Source organism: Thermostichus sp. MS-CIW-37, from assembly GCF_054060065.1.
Genome location: NZ_JBSSCV010000008.1, coordinates 80,367 through 101,265, shown reverse-complemented (window position 1 = coordinate 101,265; position 20,899 = coordinate 80,367). Strand labels below are relative to the sequence as shown.

At 58.1% G+C, this 20,899-nt stretch carries 18 protein-coding genes and 1 pseudogene; 15 read left to right on the top strand and 4 right to left on the bottom strand.

The window, feature by feature from the left end; translation table 11 throughout:
• The first annotated feature begins 115 nt into the window (after positions 1–115).
• Both ACVWYZ_RS05630 and ACVWYZ_RS05625 read left to right on the top strand, forming a co-directional pair.
• Positions 116–1,792, top strand: a complete 1,677-nt coding sequence (locus tag ACVWYZ_RS05630) for a hypothetical protein (protein ID WP_457466458.1) — start codon at positions 116–118, stop codon at positions 1,790–1,792.
• Between the two features lie 37 nt (positions 1,793–1,829).
• Complete coding sequence (locus ACVWYZ_RS05625; protein ID WP_011433539.1) at positions 1,830–2,195, top strand: hypothetical protein; 366 nt, start codon at positions 1,830–1,832, stop codon at positions 2,193–2,195.
• Positions 2,196–2,478: 283 nt separating this feature from the next.
• On the opposite strand, the gene argS is transcribed toward ACVWYZ_RS05625, so the two are convergent.
• Positions 2,479–4,275: an arginine--tRNA ligase gene (gene argS / locus ACVWYZ_RS05620; protein WP_457466465.1), complete on the bottom strand. Its 1,797-nt coding sequence runs from the start codon at positions 4,273–4,275 to the stop codon at positions 2,479–2,481.
• A gap of 270 nt (positions 4,276–4,545) precedes the next feature.
• On the opposite strand from argS, the gene ACVWYZ_RS05615 reads away from it, so the two are divergent.
• From ACVWYZ_RS05615 to lpxB, 9 genes and pseudogenes are all read left to right on the top strand, one after another.
• Entirely contained in the window at positions 4,546–5,628 is a 1,083-nt protein-coding gene (locus ACVWYZ_RS05615; RefSeq protein ID WP_457466457.1) for an ABC transporter substrate-binding protein, read from the top strand.
• A gap of 479 nt (positions 5,629–6,107) precedes the next feature.
• Positions 6,108–6,932: an electron transfer flavoprotein subunit beta/FixA family protein gene (locus ACVWYZ_RS05610; RefSeq protein ID WP_457466456.1), complete on the top strand. Its 825-nt coding sequence runs from the start codon at positions 6,108–6,110 to the stop codon at positions 6,930–6,932.
• A 221-nt stretch (positions 6,933–7,153) separates the two neighbouring features.
• Positions 7,154–8,236, top strand: coding sequence for an electron transfer flavoprotein subunit alpha/FixB family protein (locus tag ACVWYZ_RS05605; protein WP_457466455.1), 1,083 nt, complete (start codon positions 7,154–7,156; stop codon positions 8,234–8,236).
• Positions 8,237–8,426: 190 nt separating this feature from the next.
• Positions 8,427–9,434: pseudogene (locus ACVWYZ_RS05600) on the top strand (RRXRR domain-containing protein).
• A 235-nt stretch (positions 9,435–9,669) separates the two neighbouring features.
• Positions 9,670–10,266 carry a hypothetical protein gene (locus ACVWYZ_RS05595; protein WP_457466454.1) on the top strand — a complete coding sequence of 199 codons (597 nt, stop codon included), beginning with the start codon at positions 9,670–9,672 and terminating at the stop codon, positions 10,264–10,266.
• A 14-nt stretch (positions 10,267–10,280) separates the two neighbouring features.
• Positions 10,281–11,162, top strand: coding sequence for a UDP-3-O-acyl-N-acetylglucosamine deacetylase (gene lpxC, locus ACVWYZ_RS05590; RefSeq protein ID WP_414408679.1), 882 nt, complete (start codon positions 10,281–10,283; stop codon positions 11,160–11,162).
• Positions 11,163–11,344: 182 nt separating this feature from the next.
• Positions 11,345–11,845, top strand: coding sequence for a 3-hydroxyacyl-ACP dehydratase FabZ (gene fabZ / locus ACVWYZ_RS05585; RefSeq protein ID WP_414355588.1), 501 nt, complete (start codon positions 11,345–11,347; stop codon positions 11,843–11,845).
• 259 nt (positions 11,846–12,104) lie between these two features.
• Complete coding sequence (gene lpxA / locus ACVWYZ_RS05580) at positions 12,105–13,091, top strand: acyl-ACP--UDP-N-acetylglucosamine O-acyltransferase (RefSeq protein ID WP_414355587.1); 987 nt, start codon at positions 12,105–12,107, stop codon at positions 13,089–13,091.
• A 26-nt stretch (positions 13,092–13,117) separates the two neighbouring features.
• Positions 13,118–14,326, top strand: a complete 1,209-nt coding sequence (lpxB, locus tag ACVWYZ_RS05575; RefSeq protein ID WP_457466453.1) for a lipid-A-disaccharide synthase — start codon at positions 13,118–13,120, stop codon at positions 14,324–14,326.
• Here lpxB and ACVWYZ_RS05570 read toward each other — a convergent pair.
• Both ACVWYZ_RS05570 and ACVWYZ_RS05565 read right to left on the bottom strand, forming a co-directional pair.
• Positions 14,323–14,484 carry a hypothetical protein gene (locus ACVWYZ_RS05570; RefSeq protein ID WP_414355585.1) on the bottom strand — a complete coding sequence of 54 codons (162 nt, stop codon included), beginning with the start codon at positions 14,482–14,484 and terminating at the stop codon, positions 14,323–14,325. The genes lpxB and ACVWYZ_RS05570 overlap by 4 nt on opposite strands.
• A complete protein-coding gene (locus ACVWYZ_RS05565) occupies positions 14,481–15,233 on the bottom strand; it encodes a hypothetical protein (RefSeq protein ID WP_457466452.1) in 753 nt (250 codons plus the stop codon). Before ACVWYZ_RS05565 ends, ACVWYZ_RS05570 begins: the two co-directional genes overlap by 4 nt.
• Before the next feature lie 225 nt (positions 15,234–15,458).
• On the opposite strand from ACVWYZ_RS05565, the gene ACVWYZ_RS05560 reads away from it, so the two are divergent.
• Positions 15,459–17,237, top strand: a complete 1,779-nt coding sequence (locus ACVWYZ_RS05560; RefSeq protein WP_457466451.1) for a response regulator — start codon at positions 15,459–15,461, stop codon at positions 17,235–17,237.
• Here ACVWYZ_RS05560 and ACVWYZ_RS05555 read toward each other — a convergent pair.
• Positions 17,227–17,718 carry a DUF4168 domain-containing protein gene (locus tag ACVWYZ_RS05555; protein ID WP_414355582.1) on the bottom strand — a complete coding sequence of 164 codons (492 nt, stop codon included), beginning with the start codon at positions 17,716–17,718 and terminating at the stop codon, positions 17,227–17,229. The two genes, ACVWYZ_RS05560 and ACVWYZ_RS05555, sit on opposite strands and share 11 nt — an antisense overlap.
• An 829-nt stretch (positions 17,719–18,547) precedes the next feature.
• Between ACVWYZ_RS05555 and ACVWYZ_RS05550 the strand changes: the two genes are divergently transcribed.
• From ACVWYZ_RS05550 to ACVWYZ_RS05540, 3 genes are all read left to right on the top strand, one after another.
• Positions 18,548–18,889 carry a DUF3155 domain-containing protein gene (locus ACVWYZ_RS05550; RefSeq protein WP_414355581.1) on the top strand — a complete coding sequence of 114 codons (342 nt, stop codon included), beginning with the start codon at positions 18,548–18,550 and terminating at the stop codon, positions 18,887–18,889.
• Positions 18,890–19,110: 221 nt separating this feature from the next.
• Positions 19,111–19,368, top strand: a complete 258-nt coding sequence (locus ACVWYZ_RS05545; RefSeq protein WP_457466450.1) for a DUF3146 family protein — start codon at positions 19,111–19,113, stop codon at positions 19,366–19,368.
• A 190-nt stretch (positions 19,369–19,558) separates the two neighbouring features.
• Entirely contained in the window at positions 19,559–20,845 is a 1,287-nt protein-coding gene (locus tag ACVWYZ_RS05540; protein WP_457466449.1) for an AmpG family muropeptide MFS transporter, read from the top strand.
• The last annotated feature ends 54 nt before the right edge of the window (positions 20,846–20,899 follow it).

Genomic DNA, 20,899 nt, shown 5'->3' with positions numbered 1-20,899 from the left:
GTTTTTTTTCAATAGCCGCTCTCTGGGCAGGAGAAGAGTACGATCGCAGACATTCTCGTGGAGGTTGAGAGTGCTAAGACTGCCGAAAAACAAAAGGAGCCGCTGGCTTGCGGGTGTGCTGGGCGCGCTGATGTTGCTGGGATCCGGAATCACGGCCCAGGCTCAGTTCTTGTGGCCCGGCCATTCCCTTTTCCCCAGCTCTGGTTCCGTAGACAGTGCGGAACAGAGGGGATCCCACTTGGCTGCTCGGCTCGACGCCTACTGCCGACAGCCGCCCGAGGAGGTAGCGCGCAAGGCTCAACTGCGCCAGCAGGCTGCCCAGTCGAATGCTGCTTGGGCCGAGTACACCCAAGTTTTGGCCGAACATGGCGCTGCCTTGATCGCCTGCCGCAGCCAACGCTGGCCCCAGATCCAGGCCATCTGGGTACGTCTGCATCCCTGTGATGCCAATCCGGGCGTGTTGGATCAGGTATTCGACCAAGTGGTAAACCTGGGCTACAACCGCGTTTTTATCGAGACCTTTTACGATGGTCGCTCCATTTTGCCGGATGGCGCAGGGGGGATCTGGCCCAGCTTACAGCCCAACGCCGACTTGTTGGATCTGGCTCTGAAGGCGGCACGACGCCGCGGCTTATCTGCCTATGCCTGGGTGTTTTCCCTCAATTTCGGTTACAGCTACGGACAACGGCCCGATCGACAGGTGGCCCTGGCCCGCAACGGTCGCGGCATAACCACTGTTCTGGATCCGGCAACAGCCCTTGGGGAAGATTTGGGCAGCCCGGATGAGGTGTTTGTGGATCCCTTTCATCCCTTGGCACGGCGGGATTTTGCCGAGTTAGTCCGCCGCATTCTACAGCGACAGCCGGATGGGATCCTTTTCGACTACATTCGCTATCCGCGTGGCTCAGGGGGATCCAGCGTGGCAGCCACCGTCCGAGACTTGTGGATTCACGGAGAGGCCGCTCGGAAAGCCTACCTCGATTTGGCAGAAAATCCAGCGGGTCGGGCGCTGCTGGAGCGCTATTTGAGCCAGGGCTACGTGACGGTGAGGGATGTGCAGCAGTTGGATGCCACCTATGCCGAAGAGCCCAGATGGCGTCAGCCAGGGGATCCCTGGCCCAGCCCGACCGAGAAATGGGCGCTTTCCCCAGAGTTACTGGACTGGGCTGCCCAAGACATGGCCAGCAGGAATTGGCAGGGGGATCAGCTTTCCTCTGCAAAAGATTTACCAGAGAGTCTGGAGAAACCGGCGGATTCCAGTTCTGAGGCAGCAGCACCAACTCCTGCCCCTTCCCCCACCCCCAGCGCCGCCGTTCGCCAAGAACGTTGGCAGCAGCAGCTTTGGCAGCTGAGCGTCGAGTTTGCCCGCTACGGCGTTCTCGATTATCTACAGCAGGCCGCCCAACCCGCCCAGAGGCTGGGGATCCCGGTGGGGGCTGTCTTCTTCCCAGAAGGCAACCAAGCAGTAGGAGAAGGATTCGACGCTCGTCTGCAACCCTGGGACCGCTTTGATCCGGGTATGGAATGGCACCCAATGGCCTATGCCAAGTGCGAGGATAGCTCCTGTGTGGCGCAGCAGGTGGAGCAGGTCCTGGCTGTGGCCTCTCCCCAAACCTTTGTCTGCCCGGCCATTGCCGGTCTATGGGGACAAGCCCAGCGGCAACGCCCCAGCCTGGAAACCCAAACAGCAGAGCTGGCCCGCCGCTTCCCGCAGTTGCCCTGTGTGAGTCACTTCGCCCTCTCCTGGATCGAGCCGGAGCTGGAGCGCAGCCGTCGCACCTGTCAACTCTAACGCCCATCCCAATCTGAAAGTTAGGAATTCTGAACTTATGAGCCCTGAGCAATTTGATCTGATTAACCGCCTGTTTCAACTGACCTTTCAGATCGGGGATCGCTTGGGCTGTGAATCCTCAGATCCTGCTCAATTGTTGCTGACCAACCGGCCCAGCCTGGAATCCAGTTGCACATTCTTTCCTTCCGATTTCACCTACGAAGCCTTGGATCCCCAAGTGTGGGCCGACTACATGGCGGAAGTTCCGGCCTTAGCGCAGATGGCGAATATTTTGCAACCTTATCCTTTCACCTGTGGCATTTATCGCCAAGACGAGGTTTCGTGGTGGATTTGCGCCTTTTGGGCAGCCCAAGAGGACTTGGGAACCAACTTGCTCTTGCGCGCCCACAGAGTCGAAACTTAGGCGCTTGAGCCCTATCTCCTCTCCCTCATCGAGACGGGGATCGGCGTTACCGGAATCAAAGGGGCTGATAGCAGTCGTGGTTTTTATTACCATCTATTTCAACTGATCGCGCTAGCGGGCCAGAGGCCTTAGCAGGAAGCAACCGGTCGTTTGTTTCACCTTGACGGTGAGATAAATGACTATGCGTTGTGGAACGGTTTATTGCAATTGACCTACTCGCGACCGCTATAGCTGGCTTCCGCCCAGAGCGTGAGCTGGGGGCCTTACGGCACTCCTTCGTAAATCACATAGACTCCGGCGCGCTCAGGCCGAGAATGCCGGTGAGGACGTTAAACAAAACCTGCTGCGTGGCCTGCACCAATTGGATGCGGGCTTGGGCCAAAAGGGGATCCTCTTTCAAGAGCGGCAAAATACGGCAGTTGTCGTAAAACTTGTTGAAATCGGCGGCGATGGCTTCCGTGTAGCGGATGATCTTGTGGGGGGCGCGCTCTTCTGCGGCGGCGATCAGCTCATCCGGCAGGGCCAACAAGCGCAGCAACAGGGTGCGTTCTTCCGGCTCTTTGTAGGGCAGTCTGTTTTGTTCATTCAAAGAGACTTTGCTGGTCAGTTGAACCTTTTCTTCTTCCTGTAGCCGCCGCAGCAGAGTGCAACAGCGGGCATGGCTGTAGTGAACATACACGACCGGGTTATCGAAAGTTTGCTTGACGGCCAAATCCAAATCGAAGTTGATGGGGCTGTCCATGCTGCTGCTAAGCAAAAACCAGCGGGCTGCATCGACCCCCACGCCAATTTCTGGATCTTCGATCAGGTCATTGAGTGAGACAAAGTTGCCGGTGCGCTTGGACATGCGCACTTCGGTTTTCTCACCGGTTTGCGGGTCGGTTTTGAACAATTTGACAAATTGTCCAATCAAGATTTCCAGCTTGACATCTGGGCTGAAGGCACCCACCGCCGCCTTTAAGCGGCCGATATAGCCATGGTGATCCGAGCCAAGAATGTTGATCAGCCGGTGATATCCCCGCTGCACTTTATCCCGGTGGTAGGCAATATCGGCGGCTAGATAAGTGAACGAACCATCGGCCTTTTGCACCACCCGATCCTTGTCGTCGCCAAATTCTTGGGTTTTGAAATAGACGGCCTCTTCGGCCCCTGGCTTGGGATCCTCACCCCGGGGAGCCTTGGCCCTGTAGAGAAAGCCGCGTTCTTCCAGCTCCTGCAAAGCTTGCTGGATGGCGCTCAGGCCTGTCTGGGGATCGGGGGTGTGCAGGCGGCGCTCGCTAAACCAGTGATCGAACTCGGTGCGCAATTGCTGGAGAGTTTGCTTCTGCCAGGCCAGCATTTCCCCATAGGCAAAATCGGTGTACTCCTCTAGGGTGGTGGGCAGAGGGCGGATCCCGGCCTTGACCTGACCCAACAGCCGCCGGGCAATATCGACCAAGTAACTGCCATGGTAGGCATCTTCGGGCAGAGCCACCTCTTCCCCCTGCAGTTGCCGCACCCGCACCTCCAGAGACTGGCCCAAGAGCCGCATCTGGTTGCCGGCATCGTTGATGTAAAACTCCCGCTCCACCTGGTGCCCCGTCCAGCGCAGCAGGTTGGCCACTGTGGAGCCGACGGCAGCCCAACGCCCATGGCCCACATGCAAAGGCCCCGTCGGGTTGGCGGAGACAAACTCCAGCAGAATGCGCTCGGGATGGGGGGTGGCTGTTTTGCCGAAGTGTTCTCCCAGATGCAGCAGCTCCTGCAGGCGCTCGGCCAAAAAGGGATCCCCCAGCCGGAAGTTGAGATACCCTCCTCCCGCCACCTGAGTTTCGATGTCCGGCAGATCCAGATGGCTCTGCAGGGTTTGGGCGATCTGGGCCGGTGCTAGGCGGCAGAGCTTGGCCATGCCCAGGGGGGTGGGACAGGCGTAATCGCCGTAGCGAGGGTCGCTGGGGATCTGGATCACGGGGGCAATCGCTGTGGCTTGCTGGGGGGCCAGGGATCCCAGTTGGCCTGCTTCTGCTGCCTGTCGAATGGCCTCAGATACAGCACCGGCGAGAAAGCGAACCAGGGAGGTGGAAGGGGATTGGATGGCCATGGTTGAAGAGGGATACACGTGAGTTAAGAGCAATGGCGATCGGGATCCCTGCGGCAGCAGGAGCACTATCATACCGGCAACGAACCGGCCATGACCAAGGCAGAGTTCTCACCTTGGCTAAAAGGGGATCCCCCAGCAGGTAAAGGTATCCTCAAATACAGAAGTTTGACTCCGCCTTGCTAAGTTGGTTGCTTATAGTCTTCACTCCATTGTTTGCCGCATTCCCGTTTGCGGATCCCTACTGAGCCAGGTGCTGTGGAGCATATAGATATGTCCATCCCGAAATCGTCGCGTCGTCAATTCCTTCAATCTGCTGCTGCGGCTGCCTCTTGGGTTGCCGTTGGAGGGCTAAAGGCGAGGGCTCAGAGCCGCGGGCCGCTTCTGGTTTCCCAGGGACTGACGCCCCTGAAGTTTACCCTCTCTTGGTTGCCCTCTTCGATGGATACCCCCCTTGTAACGGCGATCTTGAAGGGCTACTTCGCCGAAGAGGGGCTGGAGGTCACCTACGAGCGCGGCTATGGCTCCGCCGATTCCATCACCAAGATTGCCGCTGGCCAGTACGACCTGGGGGAAGGGGATCCCTACTCCATGATCGAGTTCAATGCCAAAAATCCGGACGTGCCCTTGGTAGCGATCTATGTCCACTTCAATCGCTCTCCCTTTGGCATCTACACCTTGAAAGATAAGGGCATTGGGGAGCCGGCCCAACTGGCGGGCAAGAAGCTAGGAGCACCGGCAGGGGATGCGCCGCGTCGGCTCTGGCCGGTCTTTGCCAAGCAAGTCGGCATCGATCCGGGGTCGGTGGAGTGGCTGACCATGGAGCCACAGTTGCGCGAACCTTTCCTCATCCAAGGTCGGGTGGATGCCATCAGCGGCTTTATGACCTCAGCCATGCCCAATCTGGTGCGGGGCGGCGTCAGCTTGGAGGACATCACGGCTTTCCTTTACAACGACTATGGCCTTGAGCTGTACGGCAATGCGCTCATCACTCGTGTGCAATTGCTGCGTGAGAAGCCTGAGCAATTCAAAGCTTTCTTGCGGGCCTATGTCAAGGGTTGGCAAGACACTATTCGTGATACCGATGGCAATATGTTGGCCCTTCTGGACAAAGCCAAGGCCGACGGACAAGTGCTGGATACGGCAATTGAGAAATTGCGCCTTACCCTGGCCATGCCGCGCCTGTTTGTTACCGATGAGGTGCGACAAATTGGTTTGGGGGATGTAGTGCCTGCTCGTATGGAAACCTCGATTGCTCAGGTGGTGGATGGCTTTGGCTTGCCCACTAAGCCCTCTCTAGAGCAAGTGTTTGATGGAAGTCTGCTCCCACCCAAGTCTGAGCGGATGATTGGATAATCTGGGTTAGGCCAGCAACGATTTTGAAGCCTCTGTCTATTGGCTTGCCGGTGCAGGCCAACTTATCCTGCTTGCTGGGAGGCTATTTCTGGCTGCAGGTGCGGTCTGCGTCCTTATTGGATCCCTCATCTGCGAAGTATCCCCAAAGCTTTTCGTGGCAGGGATCCCAGGCTGCTCCTGAAAGAGGCCGACGGGAGACCTGTTCGCGTTGGTGGATGGGAGACCGGAAGCGGCATGGAGCAGTAGGGGAGTGTCTCGAACTTTGTTTAGGGTTACCCAAGAACGCCGTAAGGCCCCTGCCTTTGGGCATGGGGAGCATGTCAATGAAATCAAACCTGAGAAACAGATGTATTGGGAAGAGTAGCTTAGGGGTGCTTGAAGTCGAGATAGCTTTTCCGATCCCGAAAAAAAGCTGAATAAGTTTGTGGTGCTCAGGGATCCCTTTTAATCTGGAGGGGATCACTAGGGAGTTTGGGCCCTTGGAAACTTTTGTTCTGATTAAGCAAGTTCCCGATCAAAACGCCAAGGCCGGCATCAACAGTGACGGCACGATCGATCGCGCCAAGGCCAAGCGGATGTTAAACCCTTTTGATCGCTATGCACTGGAAGCAGCTCTGCAAACCAAACGGCAACACGGGGCGAGAGTAACGGCAATTACAATGGGGCCACCCCCGGCCATTGAGGTGCTCTACGAGGCCATTGCCCACGGGGTGGATCGGGGCATTTTGATGACCGACCGCCGCTTGGCCGCTTCCGATACCCTAGCCACTGCCTATACTCTGGCCCAGACGGTTCGCTATGCTGGCCGGCCCGATGTGATCTTCTGCGGGCTCCAGACCACCGACGGCGATACGGCCCAGGTGGGGCCGCAGTTGGCGGAGCGGTTGGGGATCCCTCAGGTCACCTATTGCGAAGCCTTCGAGATTCGGGATGGGATCCTAGTGGCGCGGCGGGCCATCGAAGGGGGATCCCAAATCGTAATGGTGCCCCTGCCGGTTTTGATTACGGTGGCCAATTCCGCTCGGCGTTTGGCCTACCCCACTCTACGGGGTGTGCAGCGGGTGCAGCGGCTGATGCGGGATGAGGTGGCACGGGCCGAGGCGATCCAGATCCTCAACTTGGACGATGTGGGGGCAGACCCGGAGCGCTGCGGTCTCAAGGGATCTCCGACCATCGTGGCTGCCACCGAAAAAGTGGGGGAAATTGGCGGCAACTGTCAGATCTTTCAAGGGCAGTCCGTCCCCCAACTGGTCAACCAACTAACTCAGGCCGTTGACCTCTTCCGCTACGCGGCAACTTCCTAGATCTTCTGCCTTGCATCCCTCTGGCCAATTCTTATCTCCATCACCTTTCAATCCTCATCGTCTCATCTATCGATCCCAGGGTGGCTAGCCGGCGAAAGCTCCCGGTTTTGGGCAGTGAAAAGTTAACTCAGAAAGACTCTGCTGACCTCGTCGCAATTGCAACACCCAAGATTGCCCTCGACCCGATTCAATCCCGATCTCAACTTAGGAGTCACGGTTCTATGGATCGCAAGCGGATATTGGTCTTCGCGGAGCAGGTGAATGGGGAATTGCAGCCCATCGGCTTAGAGTTGTTGGGAGCCGGGCGGCGGCTGGCCGATAAGCTGGGAGCCACCCTGAGTGCCCTTGTTCTTGGACACAACATTGCCCATTTGCCCTCGATCCTGATCGGCCACGGGGCAGATCAAGTCTTCATTGCCGATCATCCGGAGTTGGCCGAATACCGCACCTTGCCCTACCGCCGGGTGATCACGGACTTGATCAAAAGCTGGCCCCAACCACCCCACACCATCCTGCTGGGATCCACCACCACCGGGCGAGATCTGGCCCCTCGCTTGGCCGCCCACCTGGAGACCGGCCTGACGGCAGACTGCACCGAATTGGACATCGGCCCCTTCGAGTACACCAATAGCAAAGATCCGAGCAAGTCTGGCCTCTTCCCCGACTGCCTCTACGCCATCCGGCCCAGCTTTGGCGAATCTCTCAAGGCCCGCATCCTCGGCCCGTGGAAAAACCCCCAAATGGCCACGGTGCGCCCAGGGGTGATGGTGCCTCTGCCCTGGGATGGATCCCGCCAGGGGGACGTGATCCCGGTGCCGGTCAACTTGGATCCCGGCGACCTGAGCCTGCAGGTTGTGGAAACGGTGCGCAACCTGTCCCAGGCGGTGGATCTCACCCGCGCCAAGGTGATCGTTTCCGGCGGCTACGGGCTGGGATCCCCAGAGGGATTTGAGCTGTTGAAGGAGTTGGCCGCTTGTTTCCCCAACAGCGCCGTCGGCTCCTCCCGCAAGGCCGTGGATTCTGGGTGGATCCCCTACGCCCATCAAGTGGGCCAAACCGGCAAGACCGTCCGACCTCAGCTCTACATTGCCTGCGGCATTTCCGGAGCCATCCAGCATCGCGTGGGCATGGACAAATCCCAGACGATCATCGCCATCAACAAAGACAGCTCTGCCCCCATCTTCAAATTTGCCCACTACGGTATCGTCGGGGATCTCTACCAGGTGGTACCCGAACTGATCCGTCAGATCCAGCAGGTCAAGTACCCCCAGCTAAAGGTGGGGGCTTGTGGAAGTAAGGTCTAGCCAGCCTGAAACCCCAAGGGCAAGGAAAGACTAGCCTGCCCAAGCAACCCAGTCATGGAGGGCGATTGAAGGGGACTGAGCCGACTGGGCGTGGCAGCCCACAGTACGTAGCGAATGCTTCCCTAGTTGGCTACCTCTACGTTGGTCAGTGGCGAAGGGACGTACATACTCCGAGTAGGAGACTTACCGCATGTTTGTGCCTGTCGTAGATCACAACCAAAACCCGCTCATGCCGACCACACCCAGTCGAGCCAGAAGGTGGATTAAGACCGGCAAGGCTACTCCCTTTTGGAAGAGAGGGGTGTTTTGAGTCCGGCTTAACGTGGAGCCTTCTGACCGGCAAACCCAACCCATAGCCGTCGGCATTGACCCAGGGAGCAAGAAAGAGGGGTGGTCGGTTAAATCCGCCGCACAGACCTACCTGAACCTCCAAGCGGACGCGGTCACCTGGGTGAAGGAGCATGTCGAACAACGGCGCATCATGCGTCGAGCGCGACGGTATCGCCAAACGCCCTGTCGTCAACCCAGGTTTAATCGCGCCAGGGGTGGGTTGCCCCCTTCCACCAAGGCTCGCTGGCAGTGGAAGCTACGTCTGGCTCGGTGGCTAAGCCAGTTGTTTCCCGTATCCGTATTTGTGGTTGAGGACATTAAGGCGAAGACCCGTGGCAAGCGCCGCTGGGACGTGTCTTTCTCTCCCTCAGAGGTGGGTAAGCAATGGTTCTATCGGCAGCTAGCCAATCTGGGACAGGTACTAACCCGCTCAGGGTGGGAAACCCAGCAGATGCGGGATGCCTTGGGTTTGCAGAAAACCAACAAAAAGACCGCCGAAGTGTTTGCGGCCCACTGCGTGGATGCGTGGGTGTTAGCCAACTCCGTGACCGGGGGGCACCTGCAGCCGGACAATCAGCAGATGCTTATGGTCGTTCCTCTGCGGTTTCATCGTCGTCAACTGCATCGTTTGCAACCGGGCAAAGGTGGGAAAAGACTTTCCTACGGGGGTATGCTGAGCTTAGGTTTGAGGCGGGGTAGTTTAGTGCGCCACCCCAAGTTTGGGCTCACCTTTGTCGGAGGCAGTTCTGCTGGAAGAGTAAGTCTGCATCGGTTGGAGGATGGGAAAAGGCTAACCCAGAGCGCCAGGAAAGAAGACGTAAAGTGTTTGAGCTTCTGTTCTTGGAGGTTCTACAGAAGAAACAAATAAAGCCGACCTAAAGGGCAGGGATTCTTTTCCGGGTTGCAGGATGATTCCCACTTCCTGGGCTACACCACTCTTGCGAGTGGTGGGGGATGCCATGACCCCAACTGCTGGGATGAACTCCCAGATACTTTTCCTGTTGACACTGCGCCATAGCACAAAGCCGCCCTAGTCGCGTCAGCGGGCCGTAGGCCCTAGGGCAGGGCTTGCAACCCAGTTTTCTTGGTCATAGATTGTGTTCATGGGATCCGCATACCGTTGTTGGCTGAGCTTGATCTGTCTGGTGTTGGTGGGATGCTGCTGGGGATCCCCGGCGTTGGCTGCCCATTCGTTGCCCTCCACAGTGGCAGAGGCGGCTCAGGTGTCGCCCCAGCTCGCTCGCGATGGGGGTATAGAGCACCTTTCCCTGACCGTAGCGCGGCAGCGGCTGGAAGCCATTGCCGAGGCCATGCGCTCAATTCGCCTGTGCAACCGGCCCAACTGCCGCTACCGAGATATCGCTGTGGACGTGTGGCCTGTGGACATATCCATCCCCAATGGTGGTGCCGAGCCGTTCTACGAGGGCAGCATCGACGCCATGATCGACCGTCCTTCCGGCAGCTTGGATAGAGCCCACTACCGGCTGCAGTTTCGCCAGGGGCGCTGGCAGTTGCTGGGGGGCGAAGAGGTGTCCGATGTCTCTTCCTTTTTCTTTGAAGGGGATACCTACGAGGTGTTCAGCGCCTACGGCACCCGCAGTCACAAAGCCAAGTTGGCAGATGCCGGCAGTAACCTGCGCGTGGGCTATCGGGAGCTGTATTACCGCGTTTTCGACCGGGGCCAAGAGCGTTTGCACTAGCGGTGCGGAGCATGATGAGAGGCCGGCAACACACCCTAGCCAGCTCTATTTCTCTGGAAGGCGTTGGCCTGCACACCGGCCTGCCGATTCGCTGCAGCCTGCATCCAGCTCCTGTCGGCAGCGGTCGGGTGTTTGTGCGGGTGGATCGACCGGGATCCCCTGAGATCCCGGCCCAGTTGGGATCCCTGGCCCCTGCCCATCTCTGCACCCTGCTGCAGCAGGGATCCCCCCCGGTTCAAGTGCAGACGGTGGAACACCTGTTGGCCGCCCTCTACGTCCTGGGCATTGACAACTGCCGCATCGAGGTGGAGGGGCCAGAGCTGCCGATTCTGGATGGCTCTGCCCTGCCTTTTGTGGAGGCCGTTGCCCAAGCCGGGATCCAAGCCCAAGATCAGCCGGCCCTGCTGGGGGTGATCCAAGAGCCGGTTACTGCCTGGGCGGGGGAAGCTTTCGTCAGCGCTCTCCCCCATCCCACAGCCCGCTTTACTTATGGCATCGATTTCGCCGATTGCCCCATTGGAGAACAGTGGTTGAGCTGGAGGGAGAACGGGCCAGATTTTGTCCAGTCCATTGCACCGGCCCGCACCTTCGCCCGCCAGCAGGATGTGGAGCTGGCCCGGGAACGGGGGCTGATCCAGGGGGGCAGCCTGGAAAATGCCATCGTCTGTAGCCAGACCGAGTGGTTGGGGCCACTGCGCTACCCAGATGAGCCGGTGCGCCATAAGCTGATAGATTTACTAGGAGATCTCAGCCTCCTGGGCTGCCGACTGCAGGGGCATGTTGTGGCCTACAAAGCGGGCCATGCTCTGCACCACCGTTTGGCCGAGCAGTTGCTCAAGAGTGGATCCCTGCTGATCCATGAAGAGCAAGGGGGAGAAAGAGATCCGGTTGCGTAGCCACAACCCTGCCATCCTCAGGTGCGACAGCGGTGCCGAGCACTTGCCTTCAAGGGGATCCGCTCTGTTGGAATCTCTTGATCTCTTCTCCGTAGATCCCTGGGTGCTCTTTTGGCTGAGTTCTGGCCTGCTTCCTCCCCATCCGGGGTTTCAGTTTTGTCTTCTGTCTCCACGGGTTCACCATGGCCTCTGATGTCTCCCCTCCTCCCCTCCTCTCGGCTGAGGCAGCCGCTCAATTGGCAACTGCTCCCCCTGTCTTCACAACGGAGCAGATTTTGGAGATCTTGCCCCATCGCTATCCTTTTTTGCTGGTGGATCGGGTTGTGGAGTATCAACCGGGGCAACGGGCAGTGGGCCTGAAAAACGTCACCTTCAACGAGCCCTTTTTTCAGGGGCATTTCCCCAACCGACCCATCATGCCCGGCGTCCTGATCGTCGAGGCTATGGCCCAGGTAGGGGGGATCGTGTTGACCAAGTTGCCGGACGTGGCCGGGCGCTTGGCCCTGTTTGCCGGGATCGATGGTGTTCGCTTTCGCCGCCCGGTGCTGCCGGGGGATCAACTGCTGCTCTCTGCCGACTTGCTCACCATTCGCCAGAGGCGCATTGGCAAGATGTTCTGCCGCGCTCAGGTGGGAGGACAACTGGTGACCGAGGGGGAACTGATGTTTTCCCTGGTGGATTGAGGGACAAATAGCGGCCATCCGAGAGGCGCTCTGCTGTGGGTCTTCTCACCAATTGAGATAAAGTGTTGGCATAGGGAGATGGCTCGGGGACTGCTTGCGCCTTTCTGTCGGGATACGGTAGACATATTGCTGCGTTGGGGTGGCAGCCTATTGGTCACGATGGCGGAGCGTAGCTCTAAGGTTGATCTCCCCCGGAGTCAAGCCTTGGTGATCCTTCGCGGGGTTGGGAGCGTAACCACAGTTGCTGGCTAGGTTGGAAATGAGTTCGTTCGCTTCAGCGGGATCCACTCCCAACGCCTCTGCAAGTGCGCCGCACCGCTCACGCGAGCGGATTCATCCCACCGCGGTGATCCATCCGAAAGCTGAGCTACACGAGACGGTGCAGGTTGGCCCGTATGCGGTGATCGGCGAGCATGTTCGTATCGCTGCCCATACGGTGGTGGGAGCCCATGTGGTGATCGATGGCTGGACGGAAATCGGCGAGGACAACCACATTTTTCCGGGAGCAGTTGTGGGCACCGAGCCTCAGGATCTGAAGTACAGCGGCGCCCCCTCTCAAGTGGTGATCGGCAGAGGCAATCGCATCCGCGAGTTTGTCACCATCAACCGGGCCACCAATGAAGGGGAAGCCACCCTGATCGGAGATCACAACCTGCTGATGGCCTACACCCATGTCGCCCACAACTGTGTCATCGAAAATCAGGTGGTGATTACCAATGCTGTCTCTTTGGCCGGCCACATCCACATCGAGTCTCAAGCCCGCATTGGCGGCATGGTCGGGATCCACCAGTTCACCCGCATCGGGCGCTTGGCCATGGTGGGGGCGATGAGCCGGGTTGACCGCGACGTTCCCCCCTACATGTTGGTGGAAGGACATCCAGCCCGCATTCGCGGTCTGAATTTGGTGGGGTTGCGGCGAGCCAAAGGGATGGAGGGATCCCTGCCCTTGCTGCGGCAGGTCTACCGATTTTTGTACCGCTCAGGGTTGCCTTTGGAAAAAGCGCTGCAAACGCTGCGCAGCAGCCTGTGTGTTGTTCGTAGCGGCGGTGCGGAGGGAGAGCGCCACATCCTTTCTCTGCAGGGGAAAGAGTGGGTGGACGAGACGGGATCCCTGCAACATCTGCTGCAATTTTTGGAAGACTCCCTCTCGCAGCCGCAACGACGAGGCCCTCTGCCGGCCCTACGCGGGAGAGGGGAAGATTCCTTATCGACAGCGATGCGGAGCACTTCAGAGCTGGATGATTGAGAACTGCGGTCGGGAGTGTAGCTCTGGTGAGCCACCTGTTCATCTGCACGGGCGAGGTCTCAGGGGATCTGCAGGCCGGCCATCTGATTGAAGAATTGCTGCGCCAGCGCCCTCAACTGCGCATCACAGCGGTCGGGGGAGAGCGCATGGCTGCTGCCGGGGCCCGTTTATTGCACCGCACTACCGAGATCAGCTCCGTTGGCATTTTAGAGGCTCTTCCCTTTATCGGCCCCGCCCTCTGGACGGAATGGAAGATTCGCCGCTTTTTGGCCCAAGACCCGCCAGATGTGGCTGTGCTGGTGGACTACATCGGCGTCAACAGCCGCATTGCCCGTCTGCTGCAACGGCGGCAGATCCCTGCTGTCTATTACATTGCCCCCCAAGAGTGGGTGTGGTCGCAGGATGCCCGCCTCACCTACCAACTGGCCCAGCAGATGCGGCTGATGTTGGCAATTTTCCCTGAGGAAGCCCGCTACTACGCGGCGGCAGGAGCCCATGTCCAGTATGTGGGCCATCCCCTGTTGGATATTTTGGCCGCTGTGCCCAGCCGTGCTGCAGCCAGAGCCCAGTTGGGGATCCCTGCCGAGGCTACAGTGGTGGTGGTGGTGCCGGCTTCGCGGCGGCAAGAGCTGCGCTCGGTTCTGCCTGTCCTGCTCAAGGCGGCCCAGTTGCTGCAAGCTCACCTGCCCCAAGTGCAGTTTTGGGTGCCCTTGGCCTCGCCCTGTTTTGCTGCCCCAATCGCGCGGGCTGCCCACCGTCTTGGGTTAAACCTCACCCTTTTGGATCCCCAAGCTCTGCCCTTCTTCTCCCCCCACAAAGCCCATCACCTCGCCTTGGCAGCGGCTGATTTGGTGTTGGCCAAGTCCGGCACGGTGAACTTGGAAACGGCCATCTTAGGGATCCCCCAGGTGGTGATCTATCGCCTTAACCCCCTCACCTTCTGGATCGCCCGCCATTGGCTGAGGGTGTCGGTGCCCTTCATGTCTCCGCCCAACCTGGTGCAGATGCGCCCCATTGTCCCGGAGTTGCTGCAGGAGCAGGCCCAGCCAGAGAAGATTGCCCAACTGGCGCTGGAGTTGCTAACTCGGCCCGAACGCAAAGCCCAACTGCAAGCCGACTACGCCGCGATGCGGGCAGCCCTAGGAGAACCCGGCGTTCTGGCTCGCGCTGCCAAGGCCATCCTAGAGGTGTTGGATGGCGAAGCTGGATCGAAGCAGGATCCCTTCCGCCGCTAACTCCGGCGACCCAGCACCTGGGGCACGGCCCGTCCTCCCGCCAAGGCCGCTGTCGAATCCTCCTCTTCCAGATACTCAGCATCTTGGTTGACCCGCCACCCATCGTAGCGCCGTTCCCCTGCCACAATGTTGCGAGCGGCCAAGAGGCCCGTCATCATGGCGTGATCTTGGTTACTATAGCGGTGCATGCCGTTGCGACCTGCCACCTGCAAATTGGGCAGTGCCTCTTCCAAAAAGGCCCGAATGGTCTGGATGTGAGCTTGATAGCCTTGGTTGTAACCTTGCGATCCAGTTGTACCGGCTGCCCGGCTTCTGCCAGCAAGGTTTGAACGCGCTCCCATATCTGGCCTGGCCCTAGGCGAGGATAGCGAAAGCGATCGATCAGGGTTTTGATCACTCCCCCTCGGCTGGGGAAAAAGGTTTTACGGATCAAAGAAGCCATCGACAGACCCTTGATCCGCTGGGCTGCCCAGTCGGCGCTGATCTCGTGACAAGGGATCCCCCACACCTTCTCGGTGTAGGTCTTAAAAAAAGTGCGGTACAGCCGTTCCCCAAACTGGTTGATGACCCAATCTTCAAAAGATACGGGATTGAGCCTGGGAAAGAGGCGCGCCTTTAGGTAGCTGAGCAGACAGAGACTGGTAAACCCTAGCCCCAGTTTGGCAAAGACATCCGCAGGTCGAATCGGATAGTCGAAGAAAACACCTCGATAAAAAATGCGGGAAAGCCGCCGACAAACCTGCATTTCCGAGCCCAAAATTTCCGTCCACAGGGCCTCAATTTCCGCCGACTTGGAGAAAAAGCGGTGCCCACCGATATCAAAGCGATAGCCTTGGTAGGTTACAGTGCAGGATAGCCCCCCACCTGAACCGGATCCGCTTCCAAAACCGTTACGGCAACTCCTCACACCACCTCGCCGATCCTGACGGAAATAGGTCTGTCCAAGGGATCCCCTCACGCTTTGGGGTTTTAAAGTGCTCCGCACCGCTGTCGCGATAGACTAGGCTGGAGAGGGGTCAGGGATCCCTTTTGCGTGCAAAAAGCCTTAGTGCTCTGCACCGCTGTCGCGAACGGCCAACTCTGTGGAGTGAATTTTGTGCAATCTCCACCTATCCCCAGTTCTGGATATCCGTTGCCAAATGCTTCGCCGACGGTGCTGCTGGCCGATGACGACCCATTCATACGCGGGTACTTGACCCACCTGTTGGTTCATGAAGGCTATCGAGTGGCAGAGGCCGAAGACGGCGACCAAGCCCTGCTGCTCTTCAGTCAAACTCAGCCTCAAATTGCCCTGCTGGATGCCCTCATGCCCGGCATGGATGGGTTCGAGTGTTGCCAACGCTTGCAGGCTCTGGATGCGGATCTACCCTGCTTGATGATCACCTCGCTCGAGGATCAAGCTTCCGTAGACAAAGCCTTTGCTGCCGGAGCCAGCGACTACATTACCAAGCCCATTCACTGGCCGGTGATGCGTCAGCGCATCCGACACCTGCTCAAGGCCCGCCAGAACTTGTTGAACCTACGCCAACAGGCGGCCCGCGAGCAAGCCCTAAACCGTGTCGTCCGGGCCATTCGCACCTTTCTGCAGTCGGATCAGATCTTTGCCGTTGCCACCCGCGAGATTTGCCATCTGCTAGAGGCGGATCGGGTGAGCATCAGCATCTATCGGCCTCAGCAACAGCATTGGCGCATTGTCTCCGAATATCCCCCTCAGCCCGACGGCTATCTGGGTTGTCAGATCCCCGATTCCGAAAGCCCCATTGCCCGGCAACTGAAGCAGGGGAAAGTGGTGTTGCTGGAGGCAGCCGACCAAGCCAAAGGCTGGGTCTACATCTCCGCCATGGCCAAAGCCTATCCTGGCAGTTGGCTGCTGGTACCGCTCTACGGCGGCGAAAGCCCCGAATCTGACTCGGCCCACCCCACCCTTTGGGGCAGCCTGTGCCTGCAACTGAAAACGGCACGTCCCGGTTGGTTGGCCACCAATCAGGATCTGATCTTGGCCTTGGCCGATCACCTCTCCATTGCCATTCAGCAGGCGGAATTGTTCCAACAGGTTCAGGAGCTGAACCGCACCCTGGAAGAAAAGGTACAGGCCCGCACCGCCCAACTGGAGCGCCAGGTACAGGAATTGCAGCGGCTGGATTGCCTAAAAAATGACTTCCTTAGCACGGTGTCCCACGAGCTGCGCACTCCTCTTTCCAACATGAAAATGGCCATCCGCCTGCTCAGCGCCGTTCTGCTGCCTGCTCAGGGCGCTGCCCGATCCCCGGATCCGGCCAAGATCTCTCAGTACTTGAAGGTGTTGGACAACGAATGCGAGCGGGAGATCAAACTGGTCGAGGATCTGCTGGAACTGCAGCAGTTAGAGGTGCTCAAGGGACTCCGTCCCGCTAACGCGAACGGTTCACAGCAGCCCTGCTGGTTGGAGCTGAAAGAGTGGTTGCCCCAGATCGCAGAGCCCTTTGCTCAGGAGGCCCATAGTCACCATCAGCGCTTCAGCCTTGGGATCCCTCCAGAACTGCCTGCCATTTTTACTCTGCCGGGAGTGCTAAAGTCGGTGCTGGCGGAATTGCTGAAAAATGCATGTAAATTCACCCCTGCTGAGCACCTGATCAGCCTTCAGGCCATGTACCATCCCGACCACCTGGACATCCAAGTCCTCAACACCGGCGTAACCATTCCTCCAGAAGAACAAAAGCGGGTATTCGAGAAGTTCTATCGGGTGCCCAGCGTGGATCCCTGGCGGCAAGGGGGGACAGGGTTGGGGTTGGCCCTCGTGCAGCAGCGGGTAAGTCTGTTGCAAGGAAGCATTCACCTCAACAGCGAGGCCAATCGCACCTGTTTTACTTTGCGGCTGCCTCAGGTTCTCCCTGCCTTTGGCCAAGGCAAGCCAGCTCAGCCTAGGGTGTAGGCGTCGGGGTAGCCGGCTTTGGAGAGTTGGAAGCTTCCCCTTCCTGCAAAACTTCTTGCAAGCGCACACGAACCCGCTGGTTGAGGACGGGATTTTCGTTGGCCAAGGTCATCAATTCGCGGTATTGAAGCACCGTCAGCCCTTGCTCTTCAACAATGCGGCTGGCTTGGGTTTCTGTGCGCCGCATAATTTGCTCGTACTCTTCCTCGTTCTGGGTTTCCCGCAGTTGGGCGCTGGCTTCCCGAATCAGGGGATCCAACTCCAACAAAATCCGCACCAACTGTTCCACCTGGGCATCGGTGACTTGCTCTGGGGTTAGAGTCGGAGATGCCAGAGGGCTAGGAGTTGCTGTGGCCGGAGCCTCCCCCGAAGTTGGAGAAGCAGTGGCAGCAGGGCTAGGCAGCGGGGTTGCTCCCTGTGCCCAAACCGGCAGGGATCCCAGGCTGAGTCCCAGACCCATCAGCAATCCAAATTTCATCATGCCCAAAACTCCCTAGACCCAGACAAGATAAACCCAAATAGACTTAAGTCCTTGAGGCGCAGCCAAGCCTGAAGTAAGGCTAGCAAGATGCCTGAATTCCGTCTAATCGGTTCAACGCAGTCCTGAATGCCCATCAAGCCCATTCCAGCTTGCCGGTCACCTGGCGCGGGATCTATCCAATCCCTACGGTACCAGAACTCCTCACTCCAGGGCTCCCAGGATGAACTCGCGAAAGGGCTGTGTGGACATGCTGGGGATCTGCAGTGGATCTCTTGTAGAAACAAGAAGTTGGTTGTACAGTCTTACATGCGCTGTTCAACGGTAGCCCGGCACCGGAGTGCCCCTTTCTCTCCTCGGTTGAGCAGCTCCAGACTTGCAGCATTGGCAATTGACTTAGCACTTCAGCCCAAAGGGGGTTGTCTTGAAGCTGAGCTTAGGTATATGTTCTGTTGAGTATCGTTTTTGTTAATGTTAGGCTAGGGGCCAGATTTGATGCGGATCTCCCACATCGGCATCTGACTTTCTTCGCAGGTGTCAGAGCCCGTGGATCCCCTATCAATATCAGCAGTCAACCTAGCAAACGCCCAATCGCCAGCTCTCTTTGCAGGCGATTGTTGAAGGATTTTTTGTTCGGAGAAAGGTTCCCGATTAGATTTTTTTGGGCGCGTCCATAAGTAACCCTTCAAGGGCTTTGAGGGCGGCTGCTGTCTTTATTGCCTTTGTAAAAGATGATAACAAAAATGGGTAAAAGTTATTGCTTTTCTTAAGCAGCGCTGATATATTCTTTGCGGTTGCGGTTGTTCGGTCATCCTTCTACAGGAGGCTTACATTGGTTAGGAGAAGAAAGCGTAAGAGTCGCCGTCGTCTGGAAGGGCGCAAAATTTTAGATCACATTCCTCAATTTAATCTGGACAGTGGTGAAGAGAAGTCTGTAACCGCTGCTCGAAAGTATATTCAGGAAAAGTCTATTCAGCCCCCCGCGCTGATTTTGGTGCGGCGAAATGAGCATACCGTTGATCGGTTTTTTTGGGCGGAGAAGGGGTTGTTCGGCGCGCAATATGTCGAGGAAAACCACTTCCTTTTTCCCAGCCTGCGAGCTTTGCTAGCGGAGGTTGCGGCTGAGAAGCCGGAGAAAAAATCCTCGAAGGTTCTTGCAACTGCCGCTCGCTAGCCTCTGACCAGCTTTTCCTATTAGCAGGAGCTCAGGAAACAGCCCCCCTACCCTGGGGGGTTTGTTGCAGCCGCTCTCAGAAGATCGAAAGAACTGACCCTGTGTACGGGATCCCTCCCCACGGGTTGAGCTCCTGCTGCCTCACTCGCCATACTCGACCTGCTGGCGGCAGCAAGGGCACCACGCGCTACCCTACAAGGGATCTCGTCGGGAGATGCCGGATGAGCCGACTGCCTCAAACCACTGCCCATGTCCAAATTACCCGCCGCTCTTGGCAAGAGGGGGCCATTGAGGGGGAAGTCAATGCCAATGGTTGGGTTTGGCGCTTTTGCTGGCGCTTTCGGGCCGGGGAACTCAGAGTGGAGCCTTCTGTGGGGCGGGCTTTGATTTGCGAGCCCTTGAGCCGTTTTCTGGAAAAATCGGACTATCTGCTGGAACCGGGCAGCAACTATTCGTTTGTAATTCGCAGCAGCTTGTGAACTCCTCTCAAGCTGCACAGAGCTTTTGCCCAGCACCAAAGACCGGGGCTGAGCATTGGAAGGCACCTGTTAGGGTGACTGGGAATACAGGGATCCCTGAGAATGGACAGGATGGTGGGGAAGGCTGGTCATGATTGAGGCAGGGACAAGCGTCTTGAGGCGGATGTTGGGGGTCTACGGCAGCTCCAAGATGGGCGTCCTGCTGCTGTTGGGATTTTCTTCGGGTTTGCCGCTGCTGTTGATCAACACCACCTTGAATGCTTGGCTGACCCAAGCGGGCTTGACCACCATTGCCATCGGCTTGTTTAACCTGCTCAATTTGCCCTACTCCTTCAAGTTCCTGTGGTCGCCTGTTCTGGATCGATTTCTGTTGCCGGCACCGGGATCCCTGCGGGGCAGTCGGCGGCGGGGGTGGATGGCCCTGACCCAAGTGCTGTTGCTGCTCAGCATAGGGCTACTGGGTTTTCAGGATCCGACCCAAACCTGGCTGGAAGCTCTGGGATGGGAAGAGCTGGCCCAGACTTGGCCGGGAATCACGGTTTTCACCCGCCCGATCTTTCTGGTGGGGTTGCTGGTGGCTTTTTTGAGCGCCTCTCAGGACATCGCGGTGGATGCCTACCGTACCGATATCTTGGCAGAGCGGGAGATGGGGGCAGGGGTAGCGATTTTTGTATTCGGCTACCGCATCGCGCTGCTGGTCAGCAGTGGCGTGAGTTTGATCTTGGCGGACTATTTGCCCTGGTGGCAGGTGTACGGGATCATGGCGCTGCTGATGTTGATCGGGTTGATTACCTCGTTTTTGGCCCCTGAGCCGGAAAACAGCGCCCTCAAGCCTACCTCTTTGCGGTCGGCCATCATCAAGCCGTTTCAATCTTTTTGGCGGCACCGCTTGGCCTGGGCGATCCTGCTGTTTGTGGTCTGCTTCAAGTTGCCGGATAGCTTGGCAGGGCAAATGACCCCCACATTTTTGTTGCAGACGGGGTTTAGCACCAGCGATCTGGGCATTATCCGCAGTTGGATAGGCTTGTTGGCCACCTTGGCTGGGGCTTTTGTGGGGGGGGAGTGGGTCAGCCGCATCGGCACCTACCGCTGTCTGTTCATTTTCGCAGCCTTGCAAGGGATCGGCAATTTGGGCCTGGGAGCGATTGGGTTGGTGGGGCAAAACTATCCGCTGCTGCTGGGGGCAACCATTTTCGACAACATGGCCGGGGGCATGGGCACGGCTGCTTTTCTGGCTTTTTTGATGAGCCTTTGCGATCGGCAATTTAGTGCCACCCAGTATGCTTTGCTCACCAGTGTATTTGCCGTGGGGGGAACCTTGGCCGGGGCCGTGTCGGGCTATTTGGCGGCTGCAGTCAATTGGCCTTTGTTTTATTTGATTACAGCGATGACAGCTGCTCCGGCGATGGTGATCCTGCTGTGGCTCGGCCCCCCTTCATCGCCTGCAACCCCGGCCACAACCGCATCTGAACCGTAACTGCCCCACCGCAAATCCGGTTCTAATAGCCTTGCCTTGAACGCAACGGGGATG